This window comes from Pseudomonas sp. GZD-222 (assembly GCF_049310525.1).
Classification (GTDB): domain Bacteria; phylum Pseudomonadota; class Gammaproteobacteria; order Pseudomonadales; family Pseudomonadaceae; genus Aquipseudomonas.
Genome location: NZ_JBMOWO010000108.1, coordinates 60,239 through 86,894, shown reverse-complemented (window position 1 = coordinate 86,894; position 26,656 = coordinate 60,239). Strand labels below are relative to the sequence as shown.

General features: G+C 61.6%; 22 protein-coding genes and 2 pseudogenes. 9 read left to right on the top strand and 15 right to left on the bottom strand.

Features of this window, described 5'->3' with window-relative positions; genetic code table 11:
• Positions 1 to 70 precede the first annotated feature (70 nt).
• The 8 genes and pseudogenes from ACO6VD_RS20515 to ACO6VD_RS20480 all read right to left on the bottom strand — a co-directional run bounded on the left by ACO6VD_RS20515 (position 71) and on the right by ACO6VD_RS20480 (position 9,176).
• A pseudogene (locus ACO6VD_RS20515) lies at positions 71 to 1,110 on the bottom strand (ABC transporter substrate-binding protein).
• 53 nt (positions 1,111 to 1,163) lie between these two features.
• The gene (locus ACO6VD_RS20510) at positions 1,164 to 2,546 is read right to left on the bottom strand and encodes an aspartate aminotransferase family protein (RefSeq protein WP_422421683.1); all 1,383 of its coding nucleotides are present in this window, start codon (positions 2,544 to 2,546) and stop codon (positions 1,164 to 1,166) included.
• Between the two features lie 11 nt (positions 2,547 to 2,557).
• Positions 2,558 to 3,982: an APC family permease gene (locus ACO6VD_RS20505; RefSeq protein ID WP_400170143.1), complete on the bottom strand. Its 1,425-nt coding sequence runs from the start codon at positions 3,980 to 3,982 to the stop codon at positions 2,558 to 2,560.
• Positions 3,983 to 4,095: 113 nt separating this feature from the next.
• Positions 4,096 to 5,589, bottom strand: a complete 1,494-nt coding sequence (locus tag ACO6VD_RS20500; protein WP_422421681.1) for an aldehyde dehydrogenase — start codon at positions 5,587 to 5,589, stop codon at positions 4,096 to 4,098.
• A 16-nt stretch (positions 5,590 to 5,605) separates the two neighbouring features.
• Complete coding sequence (gene argE, locus ACO6VD_RS20495; protein ID WP_422421679.1) at positions 5,606 to 6,769, bottom strand: acetylornithine deacetylase; 1,164 nt, start codon at positions 6,767 to 6,769, stop codon at positions 5,606 to 5,608.
• Entirely contained in the window at positions 6,762 to 7,436 is a 675-nt protein-coding gene (locus ACO6VD_RS20490; protein ID WP_400170140.1) for a DUF1028 domain-containing protein, read from the bottom strand. Before ACO6VD_RS20490 ends, argE begins: the two co-directional genes overlap by 8 nt.
• A gap of 10 nt (positions 7,437 to 7,446) precedes the next feature.
• Positions 7,447 to 7,857 carry a RidA family protein gene (locus ACO6VD_RS20485; RefSeq protein WP_003201555.1) on the bottom strand — a complete coding sequence of 137 codons (411 nt, stop codon included), beginning with the start codon at positions 7,855 to 7,857 and terminating at the stop codon, positions 7,447 to 7,449.
• Positions 7,857 to 9,176, bottom strand: coding sequence for a flavin-containing monooxygenase (locus ACO6VD_RS20480; RefSeq protein WP_422421676.1), 1,320 nt, complete (start codon positions 9,174 to 9,176; stop codon positions 7,857 to 7,859). Before ACO6VD_RS20480 ends, ACO6VD_RS20485 begins: the two co-directional genes overlap by 1 nt.
• A 217-nt stretch (positions 9,177 to 9,393) precedes the next feature.
• Between ACO6VD_RS20480 and ACO6VD_RS20475 the strand changes: the two genes are divergently transcribed.
• Positions 9,394 to 9,915 (top strand): GNAT family N-acetyltransferase, encoded by a 522-nt coding sequence (locus ACO6VD_RS20475; protein WP_422421674.1) that lies wholly within the window; start codon positions 9,394 to 9,396, stop codon positions 9,913 to 9,915.
• Here the strand turns inward: ACO6VD_RS20475 and ACO6VD_RS20470 are convergent.
• From ACO6VD_RS20470 to ACO6VD_RS20455, 4 genes are all read right to left on the bottom strand, one after another.
• The gene (locus ACO6VD_RS20470; RefSeq protein ID WP_422421672.1) at positions 9,900 to 10,871 is read right to left on the bottom strand and encodes a DNA-binding protein; all 972 of its coding nucleotides are present in this window, start codon (positions 10,869 to 10,871) and stop codon (positions 9,900 to 9,902) included. The two genes, ACO6VD_RS20475 and ACO6VD_RS20470, sit on opposite strands and share 16 nt — an antisense overlap.
• 262 nt (positions 10,872 to 11,133) lie before the next feature.
• Positions 11,134 to 11,808 (bottom strand): DUF3313 domain-containing protein, encoded by a 675-nt coding sequence (locus ACO6VD_RS20465; RefSeq protein ID WP_422421671.1) that lies wholly within the window; start codon positions 11,806 to 11,808, stop codon positions 11,134 to 11,136.
• 246 nt (positions 11,809 to 12,054) lie between these two features.
• Positions 12,055 to 13,440 carry an MATE family efflux transporter gene (locus ACO6VD_RS20460; protein WP_422421670.1) on the bottom strand — a complete coding sequence of 462 codons (1,386 nt, stop codon included), beginning with the start codon at positions 13,438 to 13,440 and terminating at the stop codon, positions 12,055 to 12,057.
• A gap of 113 nt (positions 13,441 to 13,553) precedes the next feature.
• Positions 13,554 to 14,477 carry a LysR substrate-binding domain-containing protein gene (locus tag ACO6VD_RS20455; RefSeq protein ID WP_422421668.1) on the bottom strand — a complete coding sequence of 308 codons (924 nt, stop codon included), beginning with the start codon at positions 14,475 to 14,477 and terminating at the stop codon, positions 13,554 to 13,556.
• Positions 14,478 to 14,562: 85 nt separating this feature from the next.
• Between ACO6VD_RS20455 and ACO6VD_RS20450 the strand changes: the two genes are divergently transcribed.
• The 5 genes from ACO6VD_RS20450 (at position 14,563) to ACO6VD_RS20430 (ending at position 20,001) form a co-directional block, all read left to right on the top strand.
• A complete protein-coding gene (locus ACO6VD_RS20450; RefSeq protein WP_422421666.1) occupies positions 14,563 to 15,624 on the top strand; it encodes an LLM class flavin-dependent oxidoreductase in 1,062 nt (353 codons plus the stop codon).
• 76 nt (positions 15,625 to 15,700) lie between these two features.
• Positions 15,701 to 16,699: a flavin reductase gene (locus ACO6VD_RS20445; RefSeq protein WP_422421665.1), complete on the top strand. Its 999-nt coding sequence runs from the start codon at positions 15,701 to 15,703 to the stop codon at positions 16,697 to 16,699.
• A 71-nt stretch (positions 16,700 to 16,770) separates the two neighbouring features.
• The gene (locus tag ACO6VD_RS20440) at positions 16,771 to 18,159 is read left to right on the top strand and encodes an MFS transporter (protein WP_422421663.1); all 1,389 of its coding nucleotides are present in this window, start codon (positions 16,771 to 16,773) and stop codon (positions 18,157 to 18,159) included.
• Between the two features lie 24 nt (positions 18,160 to 18,183).
• The gene (locus ACO6VD_RS20435; protein ID WP_422421662.1) at positions 18,184 to 18,597 is read left to right on the top strand and encodes a GFA family protein; all 414 of its coding nucleotides are present in this window, start codon (positions 18,184 to 18,186) and stop codon (positions 18,595 to 18,597) included.
• Positions 18,598 to 18,627: 30 nt separating this feature from the next.
• Positions 18,628 to 20,001 carry a DUF1329 domain-containing protein gene (locus ACO6VD_RS20430; RefSeq protein ID WP_422421660.1) on the top strand — a complete coding sequence of 458 codons (1,374 nt, stop codon included), beginning with the start codon at positions 18,628 to 18,630 and terminating at the stop codon, positions 19,999 to 20,001.
• 124 nt (positions 20,002 to 20,125) lie between these two features.
• Here the strand turns inward: ACO6VD_RS20430 and ACO6VD_RS20425 are convergent, their stop codons facing one another.
• The gene (locus ACO6VD_RS20425) at positions 20,126 to 21,562 is read right to left on the bottom strand and encodes an aldehyde dehydrogenase family protein (RefSeq protein WP_422421658.1); all 1,437 of its coding nucleotides are present in this window, start codon (positions 21,560 to 21,562) and stop codon (positions 20,126 to 20,128) included.
• 149 nt (positions 21,563 to 21,711) lie between these two features.
• Between ACO6VD_RS20425 and ACO6VD_RS20420 the strand changes: the two genes are divergently transcribed.
• From ACO6VD_RS20420 to ACO6VD_RS20410, 3 genes and pseudogenes are all read left to right on the top strand, one after another.
• Positions 21,712 to 22,620, top strand: a complete 909-nt coding sequence (locus ACO6VD_RS20420) for a LysR substrate-binding domain-containing protein (RefSeq protein WP_422421656.1) — start codon at positions 21,712 to 21,714, stop codon at positions 22,618 to 22,620.
• Between the two features lie 114 nt (positions 22,621 to 22,734).
• Entirely contained in the window at positions 22,735 to 24,615 is a 1,881-nt protein-coding gene (locus ACO6VD_RS20415) for a DUF1302 domain-containing protein (protein WP_422421654.1), read from the top strand.
• A gap of 492 nt (positions 24,616 to 25,107) precedes the next feature.
• Positions 25,108 to 25,302: pseudogene (locus tag ACO6VD_RS20410) on the top strand (response regulator transcription factor); the annotation flags it as partial.
• 17 nt (positions 25,303 to 25,319) lie between these two features.
• Here the strand turns inward: ACO6VD_RS20410 and ACO6VD_RS20405 are convergent.
• Together ACO6VD_RS20405 and ACO6VD_RS20400 are read right to left on the bottom strand one after the other, a co-directional pair.
• A complete protein-coding gene (locus tag ACO6VD_RS20405; protein WP_422421652.1) occupies positions 25,320 to 25,496 on the bottom strand; it encodes a hypothetical protein in 177 nt (58 codons plus the stop codon).
• A gap of 73 nt (positions 25,497 to 25,569) precedes the next feature.
• Positions 25,570 to 26,610, bottom strand: a complete 1,041-nt coding sequence (locus ACO6VD_RS20400; RefSeq protein ID WP_422421650.1) for a Rieske 2Fe-2S domain-containing protein — start codon at positions 26,608 to 26,610, stop codon at positions 25,570 to 25,572.
• Between the last annotated feature and the right edge of the window lie 46 nt (positions 26,611 to 26,656).

The following is a 26,656-nucleotide window of genomic DNA, read 5'->3' as shown; positions in this document are numbered from 1 at the left end:
ATCGCGGGGCAAGCCCGCTCCCACCCGTTTTGCACTCAGCGGGTGGGAGCGGGCTTGCCCCGCGATTGCCTTAACGCGCAGCCCAGGCGTTGAAGCGCTGCTCCAGCTCCTCACCATGATCCACCCAGAACGCCGCATCCACCGCCTGCGCTTGAGCAAGGTTGGCTTGCGCTGTCGGCAGTTGCTGCTGCACCGCCTCAGGCAACAGCTTCAGCGCATCGCGATGCACCGGCCCATAAGGGATCTCCTCGGAGAACACCTTCTGCGCCTGCGGCTGGCTGGCAAAGGCAATGAAGTCTTCGGCCAGGGCCTTGTTCGGCGTGCCCTTCACCACCGCCCAGTATTCCGGGTCGTACAGACTTTGCGGCCAGACGATGCTCAGCTTCATCCCTCCTTCTGCGCCGAGGCGATGCGCCCGTTATAGGCCGCGCTCATCACCACATCACCGGCGATCAACCACTGCGCCGGCTGCGCCCCGGCTTCCCACCATTGGATATTGCCCTTGATCTGGTCGAGCTTGGCAAACGCCCGGCTCACCCCTTCAGGGGTCGCCAGTACCTCGTACAGCTGTTCTCGTTTGACCCCGTCAGCAAGCAAGGCGATTTCCAGGGTGTACTTGGCACCCTTGCGTAAACCACGTTTGCCGGGAAACTCGCTGACGTTCCAGAAGTCGGCCCAGGAGGATGGCGCCTTGGCCAGTTTGTCATGGTCATAGGCCATGACCATCGACCAGACGTAAGTCGCTACCCCACACTCGCTCAAGGTGCCCGGCACAAACTGCGCGGCATCACCGAAACGCGCCGGGTCCAGGCGCTCGAACAGGCCTTCGTCACAGCCGCGCAGCAACTCCGGGCTTTCGACTTCGACCACGTCCCAGCTGGTGTGACCGACGTCGACCATGGCTTTGATCTTCGACAGTTCACCGTTGTATTCGCCGGCAACGACGCGTCCTGCACCGCTGGCGTTGAAAGGTTGGAAATAGGCCTTGTCCTGGGCCTGTTTGGTGGCACCGCCAAAGGAGATGACGGTGAGGCTCTGCGGCGCGGCCTGAACGGCACCGCACAGTAACGCCAAGGCAAAGGGAACACTGCAACGCAAGGATCTGGACATGGATCTGTTCCTCAGGAAAGCCGGCTCGCCCGTACGAGCCGGCGTACGGGGGCTTACAGCAGACCGTATTCGCGCGCAGTGCGGTCTACGGCGATACGGGTCTTGTCGACCAGCTCATCGATCTCGGCTTTGCCGGCGACCAGGGCCGGAGCCATGATCATCCGGCCCAGGGTCGAGCGAATGATCAGGCCTTCTTCGAAGCCGATGGTGCGGCAACGCCAGGCCATGTCGTTTTCATTGGCAAAGCGTTTGCGGCTGGCTTTGTCTTCGGCAAATTGCAGCGCTGCGACCAGGCCGGTGCCTTGTATTTCGCCAATCAGCGGGTGATTACCGAACACCTCGCGCAGGCAGCGCTGCAAGTACGGACCGGTGTCCTGCTTGACCTGGGTGACAATGCCTTCGTCACGCAGGGCCTTGAGGTTGGCAATCGCCACGGCCGCCGCCACCGGGTGGCCGGAATAGGTCAGGCCGTGGGCGAACACCCCGCCCTGCTCCACCAGCACCTGGGCCATGCGTTTGGACAGGATCAGGCCGCCCATGGGGATGTAGCCGCTGGTCAGGCCCTTGGCGATCGACAGGGTGTCGGGTTCGAAACCGAAGTGCTGGTGGGCGAACCACTCACCGGTGCGGCCAAAACCGCCAATCACTTCATCGGCGCACAGCAGCACATCGTATTGGCGGCAGATACGCTGAATTTCCGGCCAGTAGCTCTCTGGCGGGAAGATCATTCCGCCAGCGCCCTGGAAAGGCTCGGCAACAAAGGCGGCGACGTTCTCGGCGCCCAGCTCGAGAATCTTCTCTTCCAGCTGGCGGGCGGCACGCAGACCGAACTCGGCCGGGGTCAGGTTGCCCTCATGGGCGAACCAGTACGGTTCGTCGATGTGCGCGACATCGGGAATCACCCCGCCCATGTCGTGCATGAACTTCATCCCGCCCAGCGCCGTCGCGCCCAGGGTCGAGCCGTGGTAGCCGTTCCAGCGGCCGATCATGATTTTCTTCTGCGGCTTACCGAGAATCTGCCAGTAGCGGCGCACGGTACGGATCAGCACCTCGTTGGCCTCGGAGCCGGAGTTGGTGTAGATCGCGTGGCTGTAGTGGCTCGGCAGCAGGCTGAACAGCAGCTCCGACAGCTCGACCACCGCCGGGTGGGTGGTGTGGAAGAACATGTTGTAGTACGGCAGTTGCTCCAGCTGGCGGCTGGCAGCAACTGCCAGGTCCTTGCGGCCATAGCCGAGGTTGGTGCACCACAGGCCCGACATGCCGTCCAGGTAGCGTTTGCCGTCGTTATCCCAGAGTGCCAGGCCTTCGCCACGGACGATCACCCGCGGGCCTTCTTCGTTCAGGGCTTTCTGGTCGAGAAACGCATGGATGTGGTGCGCCGCATCCAGGGCCTGGTAATCGCCGGTGCTACGGTCGGTGTTCACTTGAGCGGTCATTGCGAGTCTCCTTATTGGTTTTTATCGTTGCCAGCCACGCTTGCGGTTTGCAGCGGCTCAGGCTTGAACAGGGGTTTGCCCATCACGCACTTGATCCACAGCACGGCGATGATCGAGACAATCAGCAGTACCAGGCCGGCGTAGGCGAAAATCGAAAAGGTCATCTCCGGGCTTGGCGACACGTTCCAGATGGCAAAGAGCATGCCGGCGATGCCGAAGATCTGTGGCAGCGGGTAGAACGGTGTGCGGAACGGCCGATGCACCTGCGGATAGCGGCGACGCAGGGCAATCACGTTGATGTGGGTGATGATGTAGGCCAGCAGCCAGGCCAGCGCGGCGGCCAGCAGCAGCTGGTTGATCGCGTCCGGATGGTCGTGCATCAGCAGCAGTGGCAGGCCGGTGATCGCCGCGACGAACAGCACGGCTACCCAGGGCGCGCCGGTACGTTTGCCCTGGCGTTTGAGGATGCCGAACGCCTGGCCGTTGCAGGCCATGCCGAAGAGCATGCGCGGGATCGCGGCCAACGAGCTGTTGAGGGTGCTGCAGGTGGCGGTGATTGCCGCGGTGACCAGGAACACCTTGCCGGTTTCACCAAACACGGTGGTGGCGAACAGGTAATGCGGCAGGCCGTTGCTGGCCAGCTCCGCCTGGGGCACGGTGAGCAAGGCACCGAAGGCATACAGGGCGATGATCACAAAGATGATGGTCAGGCCGAGCATCATCGAACCGGGGATGTTGCGTTCCGGGCGCCGGGTTTCTTCCACCAGCGGGCAGACGAACTCGGCACCGACAAAGCCCCACACCGCCATCGCCGTCAGGGCAATCACCCCAAGCCCCAAGGGGTTCCAGCCCGCGCTTTCAAACAGGCTCGGGTTGGGCGAGACGATATCGCTGTTCATCGCGCTCAGGCCCATCACCAGCAGCACCACCACCATGACCACGGCCAGTACCGTCTGCAGCCGGGCGAAGATGTCGATGTTGAACAGGTTGAGCACGGTGAACAGGGCCAGCACCGCGAGGGCCACGGTCAGCGGCGGCATCGAGTGCGGGTAGACCTTGTCGATGATGAATTCCATCAACAGCAGCTCTGCCGACAAGGCGAACATTGCCACTACCACGTAACCGGAAAAGGTCGCGAGGATGGCCGGGAATTGGCCGATGGCCACCTCGGTGTAGCTGCTCAGGCTGCCAGCACGGGGGATCATCAAGGCCAGCTCGGAGAACGAACAGGCGTAGCTCAAGGCCAACAGCCAGGCCAGCGCCAGGGGCACGATGAAACCGGCCCCGGCGATACCGACGCCTTGCAGCATCAGCACCATCACCCCTTGCGACACAACCAGGCCGATGGCCACCGCCAACAAGGCGGTCAGGCCCAGTTTCTTGCTACTCACAGGCGGCGCCAGGGCGCCTGTGGACACGCTTGCATTACTGTTCATCGGTTGCTCCGTGTTTTTGTTTTATTTGGAAGAACAGATTGTTTCGCGGGGCAAGCCCGCTCCCACAGGGGCTGCTTTTCTTGTGGGAGCGGGCTTGCCCCGCGATGAGGCTGTCAGCCGCGCAGCTGAATCCAGGTGGTCTTGAGCTGCGTGTACTTGTCGAACGAATGCAGGGAAAGATCCCGGCCAAACCCCGATTGCTTGCCACCACCAAAAGGCACGCTGACATCCAGGGCATCGACGGTATTCACCGACACCGTGCCGGCGTTCAGCCGCCGTGCCACGCGATGCGCGCGGTTAAGGTCATCGGTCCACACTGAAGCGGCCAGGCCATAGATGTGATCGTTGGCCAGGGCCACCGCCTGGTCTTCGTCATCGAACACGCTGACCGCCAGCACCGGGCCGAACACTTCTTCGCGAGCCAGGGTCATGTCGGCGGTGACGCCGGTGAAAATCGTCGGTTCGATGAAGTTGTCCGAGCCATCGAAACTCAGTTGCCGACCGCCACACACCAGTTGCGCGCCTTCGCCCCGGGCCTGCTCGATGTACTGCAGGATCCGCTGGGTCTGCCGGGCATCGACAATGGCACCGGCGCTGCTGGCTGGGTTCAGCGGGTTGCCGGGTTGCCACTGGCGGGCCTTTTCGATCAGGCGCTGGACGAACTCATCGGCAATCGAGCGCTGCACCAATAGCCGAGAATTGGCCGAACAGACTTCACCCTGGTTGAAGAAGATTCCGAACGCGGCCTTCTCTGCCGCCAGGTCGAGGTCCTGACAATCGGCAAACACCAGGTTCGGGCTCTTGCCACCGCACTCCAGCCACACTTGCTTGAGGTTCGATTGCGCCGCGTACTGCATGAAGTACTTGCCGACTTCGGTGGAACCGGTGAACACCAGGGAATCGACGTCCATGTGCAGGCCCAGCGCCCGCCCAGCCTCCTCGCCCAGCCCCGGCACGACGTTGAGCACGCCTGCCGGAATACCCGCCTCCAACGCCAGTTCGGCCAGGCGCAAGGCCGAGAACGGCGACTGCTCGGCGGGTTTGAGCACCACACTGTTGCCGGCGGCCAGGGCCGGGGCGAGTTTCCACGCGGCCATGTCCAGCGGGAAGTTCCACGGCACCACCGCCGCGATCACGCCCAGCGGCACACGGGTGATGGTCGCCAGCGCATTGCTGGCCGTCGGTGCCACCTGGTCATACAGCTTGTCGAGGCTTTCGCCGTACCAGGCAAACACATGGGCGGCGCCCGGTACGTCGATGTTCCAGGCATCCATCACCGGCTTGCCCATGCTCAGTGAGTCGAGCAAGGCCAGCTCATCGCGGTGTTCCAGCATCAGCTGCGACAGGCGCAGCAGCACTTTCTTGCGCTCGGCGGGTGCCATCTTCGCCCAGGGCCCCTGTTCGAAGGCACGGCGGGCACTGCTCACCGCCTGGTCGACGTCGGCCTGGCCGCAGGCGGCGACGCGGGCCAGCACGCGGTTGTTGGCCGGGTTGATGACCTCAAAGCGCGCGCCACTTTGCGCGTGATGCGGCTCACCGTCGATCAACGCGGTGTCAATCAGCCGTTGTTGCGCGGCGAGGGTCGTCCAGCATTTGAAATCGTTCACTGCAGACTCCTTGTTGTTATCCGTTGTTGGAGAGGTACACAGCCAGCCGGTCCATCAGGCGGTCACAGGCCGCCATCTGCTCGACACTGACGAATTCGTCGGGCTTGTGCCCTTGCTCCATGCTGCCGGGGCCACAGACCACGGCGGGGATTCCGGCCTGGTCAAACAGGCCGCCTTCGGTGCCAAAGGCCACGGTGCTGAAGTCGTCACTGCCACACAGCTGCGCAATCAGTTGCGCGGCGGCGCTTTCGGGTGCTGTAGCCAGGCCCGGATAGGCCGAAATCGGTTCGAAGCGGATGGCGGTGTCGGCCTTGACCGCCTGCATGGCGGGCAACAGCGTTTGCTCGGCGTAGGTCTGCAGTTCGTCGAGTACCGTTTGCGGTTCGAACGCCGGCAAGGCACGGACCTCGAAGTCGAAGCGGCAGTCGGCCGGGACAATGTTCAACGCCGTCCCGCCCTCAATCACCCCGACCTGCACCGTGGAATAGGCCGGATCGAAACGCTGGTCGTGGTGCTCCGGTGCAGCCAGACGCTGGCCGATCTCACCGAGGCGGCCAATCAGTCGCGCCGCCTGTTCGATGGCATTCACGCCATAGGGTGCATAGGCCGAGTGGCACGGCGCGCCTTTTACATGGCAACGCATGGCCAGCTTGCCCTTGTGGCCGAGCACCGGCTTCAGTTCGGTCGGCTCGCCGATCAGGCACAGCGCCGGTTGCTTGATGCGCTGTGGCAACACTTCAAGCAGGCTGCGCACGCCCAGGCAACCGACCTCCTCGTCATAGGAGAACGCCAGGTGCACAGGCCGGCGCAGTGGGCTTGCCAGGAACACCGGCACGGCAGCCAGCACCGAGGCCAGATAGCCCTTCATGTCCGCGGCGCCGCGCCCATAGAGCTTGCCGTCGTGCTCACTCAGGGCAAATGGCTCAACCGTCCAGGCCTGACCGTCCACTGGCACTACGTCGGTATGCCCGGACAGCACCACGCCACCCTCCACCGCCGGACCGATGCTGGCCAGCAGGTTGGCTTTGCTGCGTTCGGCGTTGTAAATCAGCTCGCAGCTCACGCCCAGACCTTGCAGGTAGTCACGCACGAACTCGATCAAAGCGAGGTTCGAGTCGCGGCTGACCGTGGCAAAGCCGATCAGCCTGGCCAGCAAGGCGCGGCTGCGCAGCTCACTCATCGCCCGGCACTCCATAGCTCGGCGCCAGGGTCGGGTTCAGCGCGCGGGTCAGGTAGTCCTGCAGTTGCGGCTCATAAGCGCTCCAGAGTTTCTGCAGCTCACCGATGGGATTCTCGTCGGCCCAATCCACACGCAGATCGACAATCGGCCAGACCAGCTCGCCGACCACCGACAACGCCGCCGAATGCACCGCCCCCGCTTCCCCGCCGGCGTCCTGCCCGGCTTGCAGTGCCGTCAGCAGCCGCGCCGCCAGGCAGCCTTCGCTGGCTTCGAACGCGGCGACCATACGCTCGATCACTGCGGTGTTGGCCAGCAGGTTGCCGGCGGCGACACACTGCTCACCGGCCAGGGCGTTATGCGTACCCAGGGTGTGGTTGCCGCTGAACACCGCAGTACGGCCCTGGGCATCGACGACCGCGACCTGGCGATACTGGCTGTAGCCGTTGCGGGTCAGTGCATGGTCCAGTGCCTGATGCGGCGCCAACCCTTCACCCAGGGCATCCAGTACCTGCGGCCCGAGGGCTGGCAAGGTGATGTTCTGGCTCGATACCGCGCCCACTCCCGAGCGCAGCCAGGGGCAACGGGCGCCCACGGCAATGCTCGATGAACTGATGGCAATTCCCAACTGACCGGTTTCGGCGCAGCGGCCGACGATGGAAAAGGTCATGGCACGCTCCTTATTCGGGGATGACCGCGATCACGTCGATTTCCATCAGCCACTGCGGCTGGCCGAGGGCACTGACCACCAGCCCGGTGGAGATCGGGAACACGCCTTTGAGCCACTTGCCGACTTCCTGGTACACCGGCTCGCGGTAGCGCGGGTCGATCAGGTAGGTGGTGGTCTTGACGATGTGGCTCAGGTCGCTGCCGGCCTCTTCCAGCAGTTGTTTGACGTTACGCATGGCCTGCTCGGCCTGCGCCCGTGGATCACCGAGGCCCACCAGTTGACCGTTGAAATCGGTGCCGACCTGGCCTCGGACATACACGGTATTACCGGCGCGCACTGCCTGGCACAGGTCGTTGTCCAGGGTCTGGTTCGGGTAAGTGTCTTTGGTGTTGAACATGCGGATGCGAGTATGAGTAGGCATCAACGGACTTCCATAAGGGCGGCTGATTGAGGGGTGGTCTCGGGAGTAGCGGCCTGGTGTTGCGAGGCATCCCGGTAGTCGAAATAGGCGCGCTGCTTGATGATGTGCTCGGCGATATGCCGGGCGTCGTGCCACACGCCCCAGATAAAGGCCGAGCCGCGACGGGCCAGCCATGGCAGGCCGACGAAGTAGATGCCCGGCTCGCTGGACACCCCGCGCTGGTGCTGCGGTTTGCCGTCGGCCTTGAAGGCATCGACCTGCAACCAGTCGTAATCGACCGAATAACCGGTGGCCCAGATGATCGTGGTGATGCCGGCCTTGGCCAGGTCCAGTTCGAGGACCGGGTTGCTCAGGCACTCCGGGTCGGGGAGCATGATCCGCGCTTCCGGCTCTGGCGGCAGGTCCAGGCCATTGTCGGCAATGTAGGCGTCGGCAGCGTCGAGCAATGCCAGGTAGTTCTCGTCGCCACGGGCAATGTTGTCGGCAAGGTTCGCCTCGAAGCTCACCACGCCGTCCTTGAATGCCTGGGTCAGGCCAACCAGGGTGATGCCCTGCTGCGCCAGGCGGCGGAAGTCCACGGTATGGCCACCGCGGGCGCCGCTGACGGCGATGGTGACGTGCTCTTTGCCCGGTTGCACACCCTCGGCATCCCACAGGCCAAGCACCCCCAGCCACCAGCAGAAATCGCGGTTGCGATAGGCACGCGGCGGACGATCGTGGGCACCCACCGACAGGTACACCTGCTTGCCGGCGCGCTGCAGTTCATCGGCGATCTGTACGCCTGATGAGCCGGCACCGACCACCAGTACGGCGCCTTCGGCAAGTTGCTCGGGGTTGCGGTAGTCGGCAGAGTGAATCTGCGCAACTTTAGCGTCGGCAGGAGCAATGCCAGGAATGACCGGACGCTGGAACGGGCCGGTGGCGACCACCACATTGCGGGCCTCGACGACACCGTCCGAGGTTTCAACGGTGAAGCCCGGGCGACCGACATTGCGTTGCACCTTGGTGACATCGACACCGGTACGTACCGGCGCATTGAATTTTTCTGCGTAGGCTTCGAAGTAGTCGGCCACCTGGTCTTTCGGCGCGAAAGCATCGGGGTCGAGCCCCGCAAACTCCAGGCCCGGGAAGCGGTCATGCCAGGCCGGACCATTGGCAACCAGCGAATCCCAGCGCCCGGTACGCCAGGCTTCGGCGATACGCTTGCGCTCCAGCACCAGGTGCGGCACGCCGAGTCGGCTCAGGTGTTCGCTCATGGCCACACCGGCTTGCCCGGCGCCCACTACAAGCGTGTCTATTACAGTCTTATTGTTTGTCATCGCTGCGCCCTACTGAGGTTTCCCACGGGGATCGCCGTGGGTGGGTGTAGGCCGCATTCTGTGCAAAGGCTTGGAAAGGCGAAATTATGATTTATGTAGTTGCTAGAGAGTAAAAAACTACGACGTTCCGTAACGCCCCTGGTACACGGCACGAGGCCTTGACGGGCGATGCACAAGGGCCTTGAATAGCTGCGTTTTTCAACCGGACGCCAGGCTCATGCCCTTCACTATTCGCCCTGCCCGCGACGACGACGCACCGCTGCTTCCCGCTGTTGAGCATTCTGCAGCGCAAGCCTTTCTGAGCTGCGAAGGCTTACAGTGGATCGCCAGCGATGACGGGCTCAGCCCCGAACAGCATCGAGCGTTCATCAGCGCCGGTTGCGCTTGGGTGGTGGTTGATGAACATGACCAACCCCTGGGTTTTCTCTGTGGCCAGGCGTGCAGCGAAGAGTGGCATATAGTCGAATTGTCGGTAGTGCAAGCGCTCCAGGGGCAGGGACAGGGACGCCGATTGATCGCTGCGGCCGCAGCCCGGGCGCAGGCACAAGGTTTTGCCGCGCTTACGCTGACCACCTTCGCCAAAGTGCCATGGAATGCCCCCTTCTATGCGCGTCTGGGATTCGAACTGCTCTCTGCGCAACAGTGCAGTGACTTTCTGCAACGGCAGTTAGCCACTGAGCACGCTCACGGGCTGACAGATCGCTGCGCGATGCGCCTGGATCTTCAGCGCGTGTCCTGAACCTGCTCTGCCAATTTTTCCGCCTGACGCAACTGCGCCTCCAACTTGCCGATCAGTTGCAACTGTTGACGCAGTTCCGTCACCCGTTCGGCCAGACTCAACGCCAGGTTCTGGTTCTGCTTCTCCAGCTCATCCCGCGAACCATTAAGTTGCGCCAGGTTCACCTCCAGTCCCTGGATCTGCGCCTGGCGCCGCTCGCTCTGGGTCTTGAGTGTGCGCTGGGCATCCTTGAGCGTACGGATCTGTACCAGTAAACCTTCGTTGTCGCGGTTCAGACGGGTCAGTTCGTCCTGCTTGACGATCAGGGTCTGCTGCAACTGACGCACTTCCACTTGAAGCTGCTGCACCTGCCCTTCGTGACGGCGTTGTTCCTGCTCGCGCTGTTCGCGGCTGGCATTGCGATAGTGCTCCAGGGCATCACGGGCATGCTGATGCTTGTCTTCCAGCGAGGCAATCTGCTCATCCTTGTCGGCCAGGCGCAGGTGCAACTCACCTACCGCCTGATTGAGCGTGGCGTTACGGGTCTGTTCGGTTTGCAAGGCACTGCGGGTGGTGGCCAGTTCGGCAGACTCGCTGGCGAGCGCCGCTGCCTGGATTTCATGCTGCTGTTGCAGCGCCGCCAGCGCCTGCTGACTGATCTGTACCTGGGCCAGCAAGGTTTGCCGCTGCGCCTCGAACGCGCTGCGCGCCTCCTCGATCCGCACCTGCCCTTCCTCACGTACCTGCTCGGCCAGTTGCTCGACCAGTGTCGCCAGTGCATCGCTGAGATTTGGCGCGCTGACGGGTGATGCCGGGTACTGGTTATCCAGCTCTTTCAGGTAACGGTGAATGGTGGTTTTCGAGCCGGTATTGCCCAGTTCGATACGTACGGCATCGATGCTCGGGTGTACCCCGCGGGCCAGCAGCGCCTGGCGTGCTTTCTGCACTACCGCCTTGTTGATACCGCCGCGCGCCATGGATACTCCTACTATTTCGTATTGTGGTACGTACTATGTATTTACATGGTATCTCAGTACTCGAAACCATGCTTGAAAAAGTCATTTCTAAGATTAAATAATCACGGCTTATCGCATCTTAAGCTCAAAAACGCGCAAGGAATCGCACTACGAGCGTGCGTAGATCGTCTAGGCGAAAGGGATGTCTATCGTCGGTCGCGTGTAACGGACCAGAAAGGAGTATCGACCTGCCGACAGTATCGGCAGGTCGAGGGGTGATGCCTTAGCGCTTGGCCTTGAGCTGTTCGAACGACTTGACCATGTCGGTCGCCCAGCCATCGAGCACGGCCTTGGCGTCTTTGGCGGTCATCACTTGATCGGAGTTTTCCAGCTCGGCACCGGCACCCTTGCGCACCACTTGGGCAACCACTTTGTTATTGCCGGCATCGATGAACTGCGCTTCGGTCGACAGGCTGGTGTCCTGATCACGAATACCGGTGACCGTACTGACACCCGCAGCGACCAGTGCGATCGGAATCACTTCATAAGGACGCAGGCCCTTGGTCTTGGCGCTCACCGCAGTGATCGCCGGACGCACGACCAACACCCCTGGGCCCGGGCCTTTGGCCAGCGGCAAGACTTTGGAAAACTGGGTTTGCAGGGCCTGATTGTAGTACCGGGTGATGCCCTGCAAGGTGGCGTCCGGGATCTTCTCCGTCGCTTGTGGCTTGGGATAGAGCTGGCTTGGTTCGATATAAACGCTACTGAACTTGTTCACGTTAACGTTTGGGTCAATCCAGCGCATGACCGCTGCACCGGAGGGAGACTTCTCTTCCTTCAGGGCGCTGTAGTCCTTGAGAAAACCGGAATACTGGTCCGACTCAACGTATTTACTGGCGCACCCCGAGAGCACCAGAGAAACTACACATAACGATGCGGCAAGTGATTTGAGCTGCATAATGAAACTCCGATTTAGCCAGCCAGCTGAGGTCTGAAACAACGAACGTCATTGATCGTACGGATTGTGGCTGCAGTCCATCTGCCACCGCCATCCCCCATGATTGGTGTGTCGAGGCGGCTTTTTCAGCCCGTTATCGGCACCGCCGGTCATGGTTAAACGTAGTAGGTTTTCATTGATTGGCTACGGCTGAACCCCTTGATCGTTGAAAAACTTGCCTGCGCCACCTGGCCATAATCACGTCAATCAACCGCTAAGTGTATGCTGCGCGGCCAGCTCACCCGGCCGAACCACGCCCCACCGGCAATCGTGACAGTGATCACCAGGCCATACACCACGAACGCCGCGCCTTGCGCGATGAACACGTGCGCCAGCTCTCCCCCCCCAACGCAACGCAAGCCATCCGCCGAGGCCAGCCACAACCAGGCGTGCGAGATTGCCAGTCACCGGCCAGAACAGGCGCCCTGCCCCTTGCGAGGCGAAATGCAACACCTGGCCCAGGCCGAAGAAGCCGTACAACGGCCCGACGATCTGTAGGTACTGGGTGCCGGCTTCGAGCATGGCGGGCTCGTTGCCGAACAGCAGCAGCCAGGTATGCGGGAAGAACGCCGCTGACAGACCGATCGTTTCAGTTATCGCAAAGGTTATCGCAGCGCCCACCCACGCGGCTTTGAGCGCGCGCTCCCGGTCGCCGGCACCGATGCAGGTACCAACCATGGCCAACAGCGGCGCACCAAAACCGAATGCCAGTGGCACCAGCAAGTACTCCAGGCGTGCGGCGGTACCGTAGCCCGCAATTGCGTCCGGGCCGAACTGCCCCGACAACGCCGTGGCGATGCCTATGGACAGGTTAGTGGCCACCGTTGCAATCATGCCGACCATGCCAATGTGCAGGATGTCGCGAAACAGTGACCAGCGAAGTCGCACGTTCATCAGCGTCGGCTTGAGCAGGCTGCGCGATGAGCGCAGGTACATCCACAACGCGAGCGTGCCACCGAGATAATAAAGAAGCAGCGCCGCAGCGCCTCCGGCAATGCCCATGCCGGGAATCGGCCCCCAGCCGAAGATGAGCAAGGGTGACAGCGGAATCAGTACCACAGCCCCTGCAACCGTCACATAGGCGGGCACGGCCATGTTGCCTGTACCGCGGATCAGCGCAGACAGCGCATTGAACAACCACACCAGCACCGAACCTGCAAATACCCAGTGCGAGTAGACCAGCGCCGCCTCAAGGGACGCCCCGGTGCCGCCCATTTGCGTATAGAGCCAGCGCCCTCCCAGCAGGAGGGTCAGCGTGAATACAAGGCCGAATCCCAGGGCAATGAGCAGGGCGTGCAATACCAGCGCATCGGCATCTTCCCGGCGTTTCGCGCCAAGGGCGCGCGCAATCGATGAGGCGATGCCGCCTCCAATCGCCCCTGCGGAGCTCATCTGCATCAGCATGACAATCGGAAACACCAGCGCCATTGCGGCTAGCGCATCGCTTCCAAGCTTGCCGACAAAATAGGTTTCGATCAGGCCGACGGAGGCCTGCACGACCATCACCAGCACATTGGGCAGCGCCAGGCGCAGGACGGTTGGCAGAATTGGCGCTTCCAGCAGCTGGCGCGTGCGCGGATCGATCGCGGTCATGGTTGTCCCTTTGTACGTTTTATTGTTGGGGCTTTACCTCCATTGAATCGTCGGAACAGGAATGAGGAAAATGAACAGTAGAAATTCTACGTATTCATAGTGTGCATGCTCCATCACGCCAGATGGCTGTCCGCACACGCTTTGATCTGTTCACGCAACCATCCCAAGCCTGGATCAGAATCGAACCGGGCGTGCCAGTAGGCAACCAGCTCAGGTGCGGGAAAGTCGACTGGCGGCTCGTGGCAACTGAGGCCGAAGGTCTCGGCGAACGCCTTGGCAATGGGCCCCGGCAGGTTGCAGATGTAACCCGTTTGCGAGGCGATCACCGGCATCGCCATGAAGTTCTGCACCAGTACGCCGATACGACGTGCCAGCCCCTGGGCCTGCAAGGTGTCATCGATAATGTTGCCCTGTCTCTGGTGCGTTTCGATCATCACCTGCGGGCGCTCCAGGTACAGATCGAGCGGGAAGCGTCCGGGTGCCAAACCCTCACGCTGCCAGATCAACGTGAGCAGCGACACCGTGGTGATCGACTCCTGGCTCAAACCGGCCCCCAGGGTCGTCGGCGTGCCGATGACCAGGTCGATTTCGCCGTTCTCCAGCAGCGCTGGCAAGGCATTGTTGGATGGCAGCGGCAGCACCTCGATCATGACGCCGGGTGCTTCTCGGGCGATGTGCTGGATCAAACCCGGCAAGATCAGGAACTCGACGAAATCGCCGGAGGCAATGCGAAACTTGCGCTGCGCCGTTGCCGGCACAAAGGGCGTGGAGCCTTGCAACACATCGTCCAGGCGGCTCAATGCTTCGCGCACCGGGCCGATCAGTTCGGCAGCGCGCGCGGTGGGCACCAGGCTATGGCGACCGGCGACGAACAGTTCGTCGCCCAAGCGCTCGCGCAGGCGCCGCAGCGCATGGCTGACCGCCGGTTGACTGAGCGCCAGGCGCTCCCCGGCGCGGGTGACGTTCTGCGTGTCCCACAGGGTCGCGAAAACCACCAGCAGATTCAGGTCGAGGGTGCGGGTATTAATATTGTGCATGCCTGAAATTCTATCTATTCATTTTTCACACAGTACAGGTTTTGCTGTAGTGGCTCTACCGTTCCTCCAGGAAAAGAGCCCAAGCATGAACAATAAAAAATCCCTGCAGATGGGTTGGTTCATTCCAACTATTGGCGACACCACTGCTTTCAGCGATCCGAGCAAAAGCATTCCGCAGTCCATGGAGCATTTCGAACGGGTTGCCGTCGCCGCCGAACAGGCCGGCTTCGACTACGTACTGGTCCCCGTTACCCCCTTCTGTTGGGATGCCTGGGTGACGGCCTCGTTCGTTATCGCCCGCACGCAGAAAATCAAAGCGCTGGTGGCGGTGAAGCCTGGCTTCATTCATCCGGTCGCCCAGGCCAAGATGTTCGCCACCTTCGACCAGCTGTCCAAAGGACGTATCTGCATCAATCTGATCGCCGGCCTCAGCGAGAAAGATGCGTACGCCGAGGGCCAGGTTGTCTCCAAAGAAGGTCGCTACGAACAGTTGGAAGAAGAAGTCGAGGTGATGAAGCGCCTATGGACCGAGGAAGGCGTGGAGTACCAAGGCAAATACCACCAGGTACACGGCCCGAAAGTCATCCCCGCGCCTTTCCAGCAACCACATCCGCCGTTCTTCCTCGGTGGTGGTTCGGAGCAGGCAGCGGAAATTTCCGCCAAGCATTCCTCCGTACACCTGTTCTGGGGCGACTACCCGGAGCGTATCGCCGAACAGATCAAGGAAATGCGCGAGCGCGCGGCCAAATATGGCCGTGGCGAAGAAATCGAATTTGCCATGCGCCTGCAGATCATCTGCCGGGAAACCGAGGAAGAAGCCTGGGCCGCGGCTGACACCCTGGTCAACGGCGCCGACCCGACCTGGACCGAACAGGTCAAGACCATGATGGCCGAGTCCGTTGCCAACCAACGGATGAAAGAACTCTCGAAAACCGCCGGACGCAAGATGACCCCGCACCTGTGGACCGGCATCACCGAAGTGCGCCCCGGTGCCGGTATCGCCGTGGTGGGCAACCCGCAGCAGGTCGCCGAGCAGCTGCTGGCATTCGTCGATGCCGGTTGCAGCGGTTTCTGCCTGTCCGGCTACCCACACCACGAAGAAGCAGAGCGCTTCGGCCGCCTGGTGATGCCGCTGCTCAAGCGCTGAGCCCCTGCACGCCTGACACTCCAGCCCAATAACAATCAGCCGCCGGTACATCCGGCGGTAACCGGAGTCCACCTCAATGAACAGCAACCCGTTCGATCCCAAGCAGTTCCGCCAGGCGCTGGGCGCCTTCACTACCGGCGTGACCATCGTCACCACCCGCGGCGCCGATGGACTGGACTACGGATTGACCGCCAACAGCTTCAACTCGGTATCGATCGATCCGCCAATGGTACTGTGGAGTATCAACAAGGATTCCTCCTCGGCCCATGCCTTCACGCAGGGCTCGCACTTTGCCGTGCACATCCTGGCAACCGACCAGGAACCGCTGTCCAACCGTTTCGCCAAAAGCAGCACCGACAAATTCAGCGGTCTCGACCTGCAACGCGGGCCCAGCGACATTCCCCTGCTCGATGGCTGCTCGGCGCGCTTCCAGTGCAAGACCACTTATCAGTACGAGGGCGGTGACCACATCATCCTGGTCGGTGAAGTGCTGGCGTTCGACCGCTTCGACAAGGCGCCGCTGGTGTTTCACAGCGGCGGCTACCGACGTCTGCTGCCGGCTGCCGCGCAGGGCCAGCAAGGCGTGAGCTACGGCGAAAACTGGCTAGGTTTCCTGCTTGGCCGCGCCTATTACCAACTGCAATTGCCGATTCGCCAGCAACTCAGAGCCATGGGCATGCAGGATCACGACTTCGAGCTGCTGGGCATCCTCAGCTTCAGCGAAGGCCGGACCCTGGACGAGCTGTTCCAGCTGTTCGAGTTCACCGGCAAGGTGCTGGCCGAGGAACAGTTAGCGCAGTGGCTGCAGAAGCAGTTGCTGAAGCTGGAAGACAATCGCGTGCTGTTCACCGCCAAGGGCCGCCAGCTGGCCATCCAATGGCTGGCTTACGCCAAAGCCGCCGAGATGGCTGCCTTGGAAACGCTGTCTTTCGACGAGGCGCAACAACTCAAGCTCTTGCTCGGCCGGGTCATCCAGCACACTGGCGCCGAGCTGCCCGCGCACTGGCGCAAGGAAAACATCTGGCAGGACAACAACCTCTGGCAGCAACCCGACGCCATTACCTCGGCGCGCTAACGCAGCACCGCGCGGCGATGTGCACGCCGCGCGGCCTCGATGATAAGAAAAAGCCCACGAGGTAACCGTCGATGACGAGTACAACAACGATGAAAGCCACGGTGATGCCCTGCGCGGCACATTTGCTGCCCAGCCGTGGCCGTGCCAACTATGCCCTTTGCGTTCTCCTGCTTGCCTACGTCTTCTCAATCATGGACCGCCAGGTGCTGAGCCTGCTGGTCGGGCCCATCCAGCAAGCACTGCACGTCAACGACACCTGGATGGGCATGCTCCATGGCTTCACCTTCGCGGCCTTCTACTCCCTGGCCGGCCTGCCGATCGCGCGCCTGATCGACCGCGGCAACCGCCGCCTGATCATCGCTACCGGCATCGGCCTGTGGTGCCTGGCCACCGCCGCCAGCGGCCTGGCCACGGAATTCTGGCACCTGCTGCTGGCTCGCGTCGGTGTCGCGGTCGGTGAGGCGGTACTGCTGCCGGGAGCCGTGTCGCTGATCAGCGATCTGTTCGTGCCGGAAAAGCGCGGCCGCGCACTCGGCGTGTTTGGCGCTGGCGGCCCGGTCGGCGTCGGCGGCGGTCTGCTGGCCACGGGTCTGGTACTCGGTTACTTCAGCGCCCATCCCCTGACCCTGCCGCTACTCGGCACCCTGGCGCCGTGGCAGACCACACTGATGTCGATCGGTCTGCCGGGCCTGTTCATTCTACTGCTGATGCTCGGTGTGCCTGAGCCGCGACTGCATCGCCGCGGGCGAATCGCTGCGGCCCCTGCTGCGTCGGCGGTACCGCTGGGGGACGTGCTGGCGTTCCTGCGCGCCAACCGGCGCACCTTCGTCGCCATCATTGTCGGCATGGGCTGCTACAACGCTGCGGTGTATGCCGGCGGCGCCTGGGTTCCCAGCTACCTGGTCCGCGAGTTCGGCTGGAGTTATGCCAAGGCCGGCACGTTCATGGGGCTGATCATGTGCGTCAGCTCGCCGCTCGGTGTGCTCGGTGCCAGCTGGCTGGGTGAGTACTGGCGTCGCCGCGGCAGGAGCAATGGCAACCTGCACGTCGCAATTATTGCCAGCATCGTCCTGCCGCTGTTCGCCACGCCCTTGCTGCTGGCACCCAGCGCCGCTGTTGCGCTGCCGTTTCTGGCCTTCACCGCCGCCGTCTGGGTCTGCCTGTTCGGCATTGGCCCGGCGTTGATCGTCGAGATAGCGCCGGCACCAATGCGCGGACAGTTCATCGCCCTGTTCACCGGTGTGCTCAATCTGCTCGGTGTTGGCATCGGCCCGGTTGCGGTGGGGTTGATCACCGACTACTTGTTGGTCGACCCCGCCGCCATTGGCTACTCGATCCTGATCGTCACCCTGATCGCTTGCGTGCTGGCCTGCCCACTGCTGCTGCGCGCCCGCCACAGCTTCAAGCTCACCGCCCTGCGCGCCCGCGAATGGCAGCCTGCCAGCGCTGGCGCGACCTAACCCCTGCAACCAACGAGAACCTTCATGAATACCATCAAAGGCAGCTGCCTGTGCGGCAGCATCCACTATTCCAGTCCCCTCAACCCGCTGTCCGTTGCGGTCTGCCATTGCAGCGACTGCCAGAAACAGTCCGGCAGCGCATTCTCGATCAATCTGCTGGTGCCGGCCGCAAGCTTCGTGGTCGAGGGCGCGCGCCCCGGCAGCTATACCAAGGCCGGCGGTAGCGGCCTGCCGGTCAAGCGCTACTTCTGCAGCGACTGCGGCTCGGCCCTGTACTCCGAAATCGCCACGATGCCCGGCGTACTGGCGGTCAAGGCCGGCACCCTGTCCCAGCCGGCCAGCGCCACGCCGAACCTGCACCTGTGGTGCGCCTCGGCACAGCCCTGGGTGGTGATCGACCGCACGCTGCCGTGCTTCGAGCAAGCCCCGACCGAGTAACCCCGTAGCACCAAACCTGAGAGCGACTACATGAAAACAACAACAATACTCGTGCAAGCCGGCGCCCTGGCGCTTTCGCTTTTGGCCACGGCCGTGATGGCCAAGGTCTCTCCCGAAGAGGCCGCACAGCTCGGCACTACCTTGACGCCCATCGGCGCCGTCAATGCCGCGAACGCCGACGGCAGTATCCCGGCCTGGACCGGCGGCCTGCCAACAACGGCAGGCACGGTGGACAGCAAAGGCTTTTTGAGTGACCCGTTTGCCAACGAAAAGCCCCTGTTCGTGATCACCGCAGCCACCGCTGAAAAATACAAGGACAAGCTCACTGCAGGCCAGTTGGCGATGTTCAAGCGTTATCCTGACAGCTACAAAATCCCGGTCTACCCCACCCACCGCACTGCTGCATTGCCGTCGGACATCTACTCGGTGATCAAGGCCAGCGCGGTGAAGACCGAAGAAGTGGATGGTGGTAACGGCCTGAGCGGCTTCTCCGATTCCCGTTACTATGCGTTCCCTGTGCCGAAGAACGGCATCGAAGTGTTGTGGAACCACATGACCCGCTATCGCGGCGGAAACCTCAGCCGCCTGGCAACCCGCGTGCAACCGCAGGTTGATGGTGGCTTCAGCATGATCAAGATAGAAGATGAAATCTCCTACCCCCGTGAACTGCCTGACCTGGACAAGAACAAAGCCGATAACATCCTCTTCTACTTCATTCAGCGGGTGACCGGCCCCGCCCGCCTCGCCGGTAATGTACTGCTGGTGCACGAGACCATCGACCAGGTCAAAGATCCGCGCGGCGCCTGGGTGTACAGCGCCGGCCAGCGCCGTGTGCGCCGTGCACCACAAGTGGCGTATGACGGCCCGGCCACTGCCGCCGATGGCATGGCCACCGCCGACAACTTCGACATGTTCAACGGCGCGCCTGACCGATACAGCTGGGAGCTGGTCGGCAAAAAGGAACTCTACATCCCGTACAACAGCTACAAGCTCGACTCACCGAGCCTGAAGTACGCCGACATCCTCAAGGCCGGTCATATCAACCAGGACCTGACCCGTTATGAACTGCACCGCGTCTGGGAGGTAGTTGCCAAGGTCAAGCCAGGGCAACGGCATATCTATTCGACACGACACATGTACTTCGATGAAGACACCTGGCAGTTGGCCGAAGTGGACCATTACGACGGCCGCGGACAACTCTGGCGCGTGGGCGAAGGGCATGCGCAGCAGTACTACCACAAGCAGGTGCCGGCCTATACCGCTGAAGTGCTCTATGACCTGCAGGCCGGCCGCTATTCGGTACTGGGCCTGAAGAACGAAGAAAAACGCAGCATTGAATTCGGCGCCGTGGCGTCGGCGAACAGCTACACCCCGGCAGCATTGCGCCAGTCGGGCGTTCGTTAATTCTGTCGCTCAGGTTGCACTGGGTGTTGTTCCTGGCGGCTTGACAGCCGCCTTTTTTGTTTTTCGCGGGCTGCGCCGCAAAGCGTGATTTGCGGCGGGCTTTGGTGGATGTGGTCGGTTGGCGTTAGCGCCGGCGAATCGATACCGTCTGGGCGTTCGTGTACTCCATCAGTCCATCGAGGCCGTTTTCGACACCCATCCCCGATTGTTTGTGGCCACCCAGTGGCGTGTAGGGGTTCAGCTCATGGATTTCATTGATCCACACTTTGCCGGTTTGCAGGCGCAGTGCAATGGCGGTGGCCAGCTCGACGTCCTTGCTCCACACCGAGCCACCCAAGCCATATTCGCTGTTGTTAGCGCGTTCGATGACTTCATCGATGTCACGAAACTTCAGCAAGGGAAGAATCGGCCCGAAGGGCTCCTCGGTGACCACCCGCGAATCTTCCGGCGGGTTGTCGACGATGGTGATGGGGAACAGATAGCCTGGACCTGCAGGCACTTCTCCCCCAAGCAGGACCTTGTGATCTTGCGCTCGAATGTCGGCCAGCAGCTCCTTCAGGCGCTGGAACTGCACGGCATTCTGCACCGGCCCCAGCTGCGTGTCGGGCAGGCTGCCATCACCGACTTTGACGTTGCGAGCGTAGGCAACGATCGCCTTGCTCAGCGGCTCGTAGATGTCTTCATGGATGTACAGGCGCTTGATCGCCAGGCAGACCTGGCCACTGTTGCTGAAGGCCCCCCAGAACAGTTTTTCGGCAGTGTGGGCAATGTCCACATCCGGCAGGACGATTGCCGCGTCATTGCCGCCGAGTTCCAGGGTCAAGCGCTTGAGGTTGCGTGCCGCGCTTTCCATCACCCGCCGGCCAGTGACGGTAGAGCCGGTAAAGGCAATTTTGTCGATGTGCGGATGGCTCGACAGCCATGGGCCGAGATCATCCCCACCGCACACCACATTGACCACACCGACCGGCAACAATTGGTTGATCAGCTCGCCGAGCTTGAGTGTCGCGAGCGGCGTAAAAGGCGAAGGCTTGAGCACCACGGTGTTGCCGGCGATCAGTGCCGGTGCCAGTTTCCACGCGGCCAGCAGCACGGGGAAGTTCCAGGGGACGATGGCACCGACGACACCGATCGGCACACGCAGGGTTTTCACCAGGTGATCGGGACTGTCCTCGATGATCGTCTCGGTCGGCGCCATTTTCGCGAATTCACTGAACCAGGCGGCGGCCGCGCCAATCTCGAAACGCGCGTAGTCCAGAGTTTTGCCCTGTTCACGCGTCAGCAGTTGGGCAAAATCCTCCAGGTGCTCAAGCAGCCGCGCACCGATGGCACTCACCAGTGCCTGGCGCTGCGCAATAGGGGTTGCCGACCAGGCGGGAAAGGCGCAACGCGCCGCCGTCACCGCCGCATCAAGCTGTTCACGGCTGGCGTCGGGCACCTGCGCGATGGTGGCTTCATTGGCCGGATTGATCACCTCGAGATGGCAATCGCTGTCTGTGCCTTGACCATCAATGGTCATCAGGTATCGAGAAGAAAAATCAAGTACTGCGTGGGTCGACATAGCGGCGTACCTGCTGGTTGTTGTAGTGGAGCCTGCAAGCAACAGTACGGCGCCGGTCAACTGAAAAAAAATCGATAGTGAGTAATACAGATATACAGGTTGCCGATATCGGCTCTCCCCCTTTTGGCCTTTCGATAAGGACCCGTGCGATGAACCTGCGCAGTGTCGATCTGAATCTATTGACCGTGTTCGACGCCATCATGGCCGAACAGAACCTGTCCCGGGCCGCCGACAGGATCGGCATGAGTCAGCCGGCAATCAGCAATGCGCTTGCCCGCCTGCGGCTTGTTCTGAAAGACGATCTGTTTGTTCGCACCGGTCATGGCATGCGTGCCACTCCACGGGCTCAGGAACTTGCCACGCCCATTCGCAACGTCCTCGATATGGTTATCACCACACTGACCCAAGGCGCGGCGTTCGACTACACCGTCAGTGAGCGCGTGTTCAATCTGGTGCTGTCGGATTACGGCGAAGTGGTCTTGCTGTCACCGCTCATGCATTGGCTCGACGCGATCGGTGCCAAGGTTCGAATCAATGTCGAAACCTATATGCAAGACGATCTGCGGGAGAAGATGCGCTTCGGCAAGATCGACCTGTGCCTGTGGACCGAGCCGATGCCGGGTGCGGCATTCAACAGCCAGTTGCTGCTCAAGGAGGAACTCTATTCGATGGTGCGTCGCGACCATCCATTGGTGAGCAATCGCCTGACCCTTGAACAATACCTGACACTCAAACACCTGGTTCTGGAGTGGCCGGGGAACAAGAACCTGCGCCCGATTGAACGCATCCTGGAAGATCTCGGTTTAAGCCGTGAGTACTATTTGCGCGTCCACAGCTTCTTCAGCATGCCGTGGATCGTCGCCGGCAGTAACGTGGTCTGCAGCATGCCGTCACGCATGGCCAAGACCTTTGCCGAATTGCATCAGCTGAAGTGTTTCAAGACCCCGCTCGAAGGCCTGGAAATTCCCATGCACCTCAGCTGGCACCAAAGCTTCGAACACGATCCCGCCCACCAGTGGTTACGTAGCGGCATCGCCGCAATTTGCGCCCGCTTGTAAGCGCGTTCGTACGCTTCACTCTTTGGGGTGAGACGAATCACACTTCCGACGCTTACCGGTGTTCGCTGATGCTTATTAACGTGCAGCTCCCCTTCCCTGCATTTGGAGCGCTGCATGAAAATAAAAATAAAACATGCCTGTTTTCGACCGCATACCCTGGCAATCGGCGTTTCCCTGGCATTTACCGGGCACGCCCATGCCGTTGGTTTCAACATCGGCGAAATCGAAGGGACGTTCGACTCCTCGCTGTCGGTAGGCGCCAGTTGGTCGACGGCCAACCCGGATCGGGATTTGATCGGCGCCAACAACGGCGGCAATGGTCTGGCACAGACCTCTGACGACTCGCACCTGAACTTCAAGAAAGGCGAAACCTTCTCGAAGATATTCAAGGGCCTTCACGATCTTGAACTCAAGTACGGCGATACCGGCATCTTCCTGCGCGGGAAATACTGGTACGACTTCGAACTGCAGGACGAACACCGGCCGTTCAAGGACATCGACAACCGCGGCCGCAAAGAGGCGGCAAAGTCTTCCGGGGCGCAACTGCTCGATGCCTTTGTCTACCACAACTATCAAATCGCCGAGCAACCCGGCTCGGTGCGGTTGGGCAAACAAGTGGTCAGCTGGGGCGAAAGCACTTTCATCCAGAACGGCATCAACGCGATCAACCCGGTGGATGTCGCGGCGTTCCGCCGCCCCGGTGCCGAAGTCAAGGAAGGGCTGATTCCGGTCAACATGTTCTACGTGTCCCAGAGCCTGGGCGACAGCCTGTCGGCCGAGGCCTTCTATCAGCTGGAATGGGACCAGACCGTCGTCGACAATTGCGGGACCTTCTTCGCTCAGCCGGACGTGGTGGCCGATGGCTGCAGCGACAACTTGCGGGTGCTGGCCCCGCGCTCGGCAATCCCTGCGGGCGGCTTGGCGGCTTTGCAGCAGTTCTTTGGCGCCGATATCAACCAGGAAGGCGTGCGCGTTCCACGCGGCCCGGACCGCGATGCCCGGGACAGCGGCCAGTACGGCGTCGCCCTGCGCTATATGTCCGATGCCCTCGATACCGAGTTCGGCGCCTACTACATGAACTACCACAGCCGGCAGCCATTCTTCTCGTCGACGGCGGCCAATCAGCAAGTTTACAACGCGGCTCAAGCGCTGCTGACCGGGCCTGCCGCGGCGCTGCGACCGATAGCGGTGGCGGCCAACTCCCAGTACTTCATCGAGTACCCGGAAGATATCCACCTGTACGGCCTGAGCTTCTCCACCACGCTGCCCACCGGCACCGCCTGGCAAGGTGAGATCAGCTATCGACCGAATGCCCCCGTGCAACTGAATACCCAAGACATTCTGTTTGCTGCGGTCGGCCCGCTCGGCGGCCCCGTGCTGCCTAACGCGTCGCTGCTCGATGTCTCCCCCGGGCAGGATCTGCATGGTTATCGGCGCAAGGAGCTGACCCAACTGCAGACCACCTTTACCCATTTCTTCGATCAGGTGATGGGGGCCGAGCGCTTGACCCTGGTCGGTGAGGTCGGTGTGGTGCATGTGGGCGGCCTGGAAAGCAGTTCCCAGGCGCGCTATGGGCGTGATCCAGTGTTCGGTCAAGGGCCGTTACCGGCCAGCGCCGGGGGCACCATCAACACCTGCCGCCAGCTCAATCTGGGCACGGTAGGCGCCAATGGCAAGAACCTGAGCGCATTCTGTGAAGACGACGGCTACACCACCAGCACCTCCTGGGGCTACCGCATGCGCGCCATCTGGGACTACAACAACGTCATTGCCGGGATCAACCTGAAACCCAACCTTGCCTGGTCCCACGACGTCCATGGCTACGGTCCGAACGGCCAATTCAACGAAGGCGCCAAAGCCGTCAGCCTCGGTCTGGATGCCGAGTACCGCAACACCTACACCGCAAGCCTGTCCTACACCGACTTCTTCGACGGTGATTACAACACCTCGGTCGACCGCGATTTCCTCGCCGCCAGTTTTGGCGTCAACTTCTGACAACCGCCCCCTCACCCGCCCCGCAGCCGTGGGGTGGGTGTCTCCCCCAGCCGATATCCGATTGCCTGATATCAGAGCTAGCATTTATCAATTTTTATTGGTTCTACGCCTGTTGTAGTGTCGACTGCCAGCAGAGGTCAGCCCTCTGTTGATGTCGCTCCGTTGATTTCTACAACAATAATGATGAGAGCCACCATGCAAGCCTTGAATTCAAGCACCCTCTGCTTAGAGCCCGTAGATGGCCAGGTCTTGGCCTTTCAGCCCGCAGAGTATGACTACCTTCATCGCGAAGTTCTGGCGTCACTTTCGGACGCGTTGCGCGATGCGCTGCACATTCTGGAGCTCTTGCGTAGCCGCTTGGAATTGTCGGCAACACAACGCTCAATGCCGCTTGAGGACTTGAACAACCGGCCTGAAGCGCACCCGCTTCGCCCTCAATGGCAAGACAGCCACCTCCCGGAACCAGGACGTGCCGTTGAAGCAACCGCGCAAAGTACCCTGAGCGAGCGGGAGTTGACGGTGCTGCGCCTGATTGCCCAAGGCTTGTCGAACCAGGAGATCGGCGAGCACTTGTTCATCTCTCTGCATACGGTGAAAACCCATGCGCGGAAAATCAACTGCAAGCTGGGTGTCGCGCGTCGTACGCAGGCGGTGGCATATGCCAAGGCAATCGGGTTGCTGGCGTGAGAGCGAAGACAACAGGCTCAGCGCAACACCGGCCAGTTCTGGAAGCTCGCCACCTGCACCACCACACAGCCCGGGAACTGACTGCACAGCGCGACAACGCTAGGCTTGGGCGGCACCGGCGCCAGTCCGGCACAAATCATGACCATCAAACTCAACAGCGGAACAGCATAGGCGCGAAGGCTTTTTGTTTTCATTGTCGGCGCTCCTCAACCAGTGAATCGCGGCAATCGGCTCCGGGTCTTGCCGAAGCCGACGGCCCTTGCCTGTTTAACGCTCGTCGACCGTGATGATCTCGCGGCGTTCGGCCATGCTCGCCGGCACCAGGTCTTCATCGGTGAAGAACTGCTGGTACCACTCGCGCAGCTGGTACACCGGGCCGTCGTTCTCGGCCAGTACCGGTTTGTCGATACGGATCTTGTGTTTCCAGATGTCGACGTCCTGGTAGAACGAGGCGCGGTTGCCCATGACATAGGCTTGCGCCACTTCGCGGTTCTGCTCTTCGCTCCAGCCCGGTACGCGCTTGACCATGCAACCAAAGCGCAGCTCGAAGCTGTCCGGGGTCACCGGTACATGGCTGTTGAGCAGAATGGCGTGCACTCGCACTTCACCGAACATCGAGCTCAGGTGAGTGAAATGGGTGGCCGGGCCGTAGTAGGCCGACGGCGCGATCAGGTCACCGCCCAGGCGCTCGGAATCGCCATGGAAAATCTGCTGGCCGATATGGCCTTCGAAGATGTTGGCAAAATACTTGGTCGGCGTGCCGTGCACCGGGCCGAAGTGCTGGGCATCGACGAGGTTGTCGACCAGCTCGCGCGGGTTGGTATCGATGAGCATGTTGTCGATGTTCCACTCATGAATCCACTCGCTGTCGTCCATCTCCTCCAGGTGCGGGATCACCACCCCCTCTTTCGGCGGACGGCCTTCCGGGTTGTTCCAGACGAACAGCAGGTTGTTCTCTTCGCAGGTCAACCAGCCACGGGTCTTGGCCTTGGGCGGAATGCGTTTGCAGTAGGGAATCTCCACACACTTGCCGCTGGTGTCGTACTTCCAGTGGTGGAACGGGCAGACCACGGTGTCGTTCTCGATGGTGCCCTGGGACAGGTCGGCGCCCATGTGTGGGCAGTAGGCGTCGAGAATGCTGATCTTGCCCTGGCTGTCGGCGAACGCCACCAGGCGGGTGCCGAAGATGTTCAGGGTGTGCAGCTTGCCATCACGGTAGTCAGCGGCATCGCCCAGGCAGTGCCAGCCGCGGGCATAGCGGTGAGTGCGCTGGGTGTTTTCGATGCTCAATTCAGCGAGTTTCGTCATGTTCTTATTCTTCCTCTGGTGGAAACTCCGGGTCGAGCGATGCCGG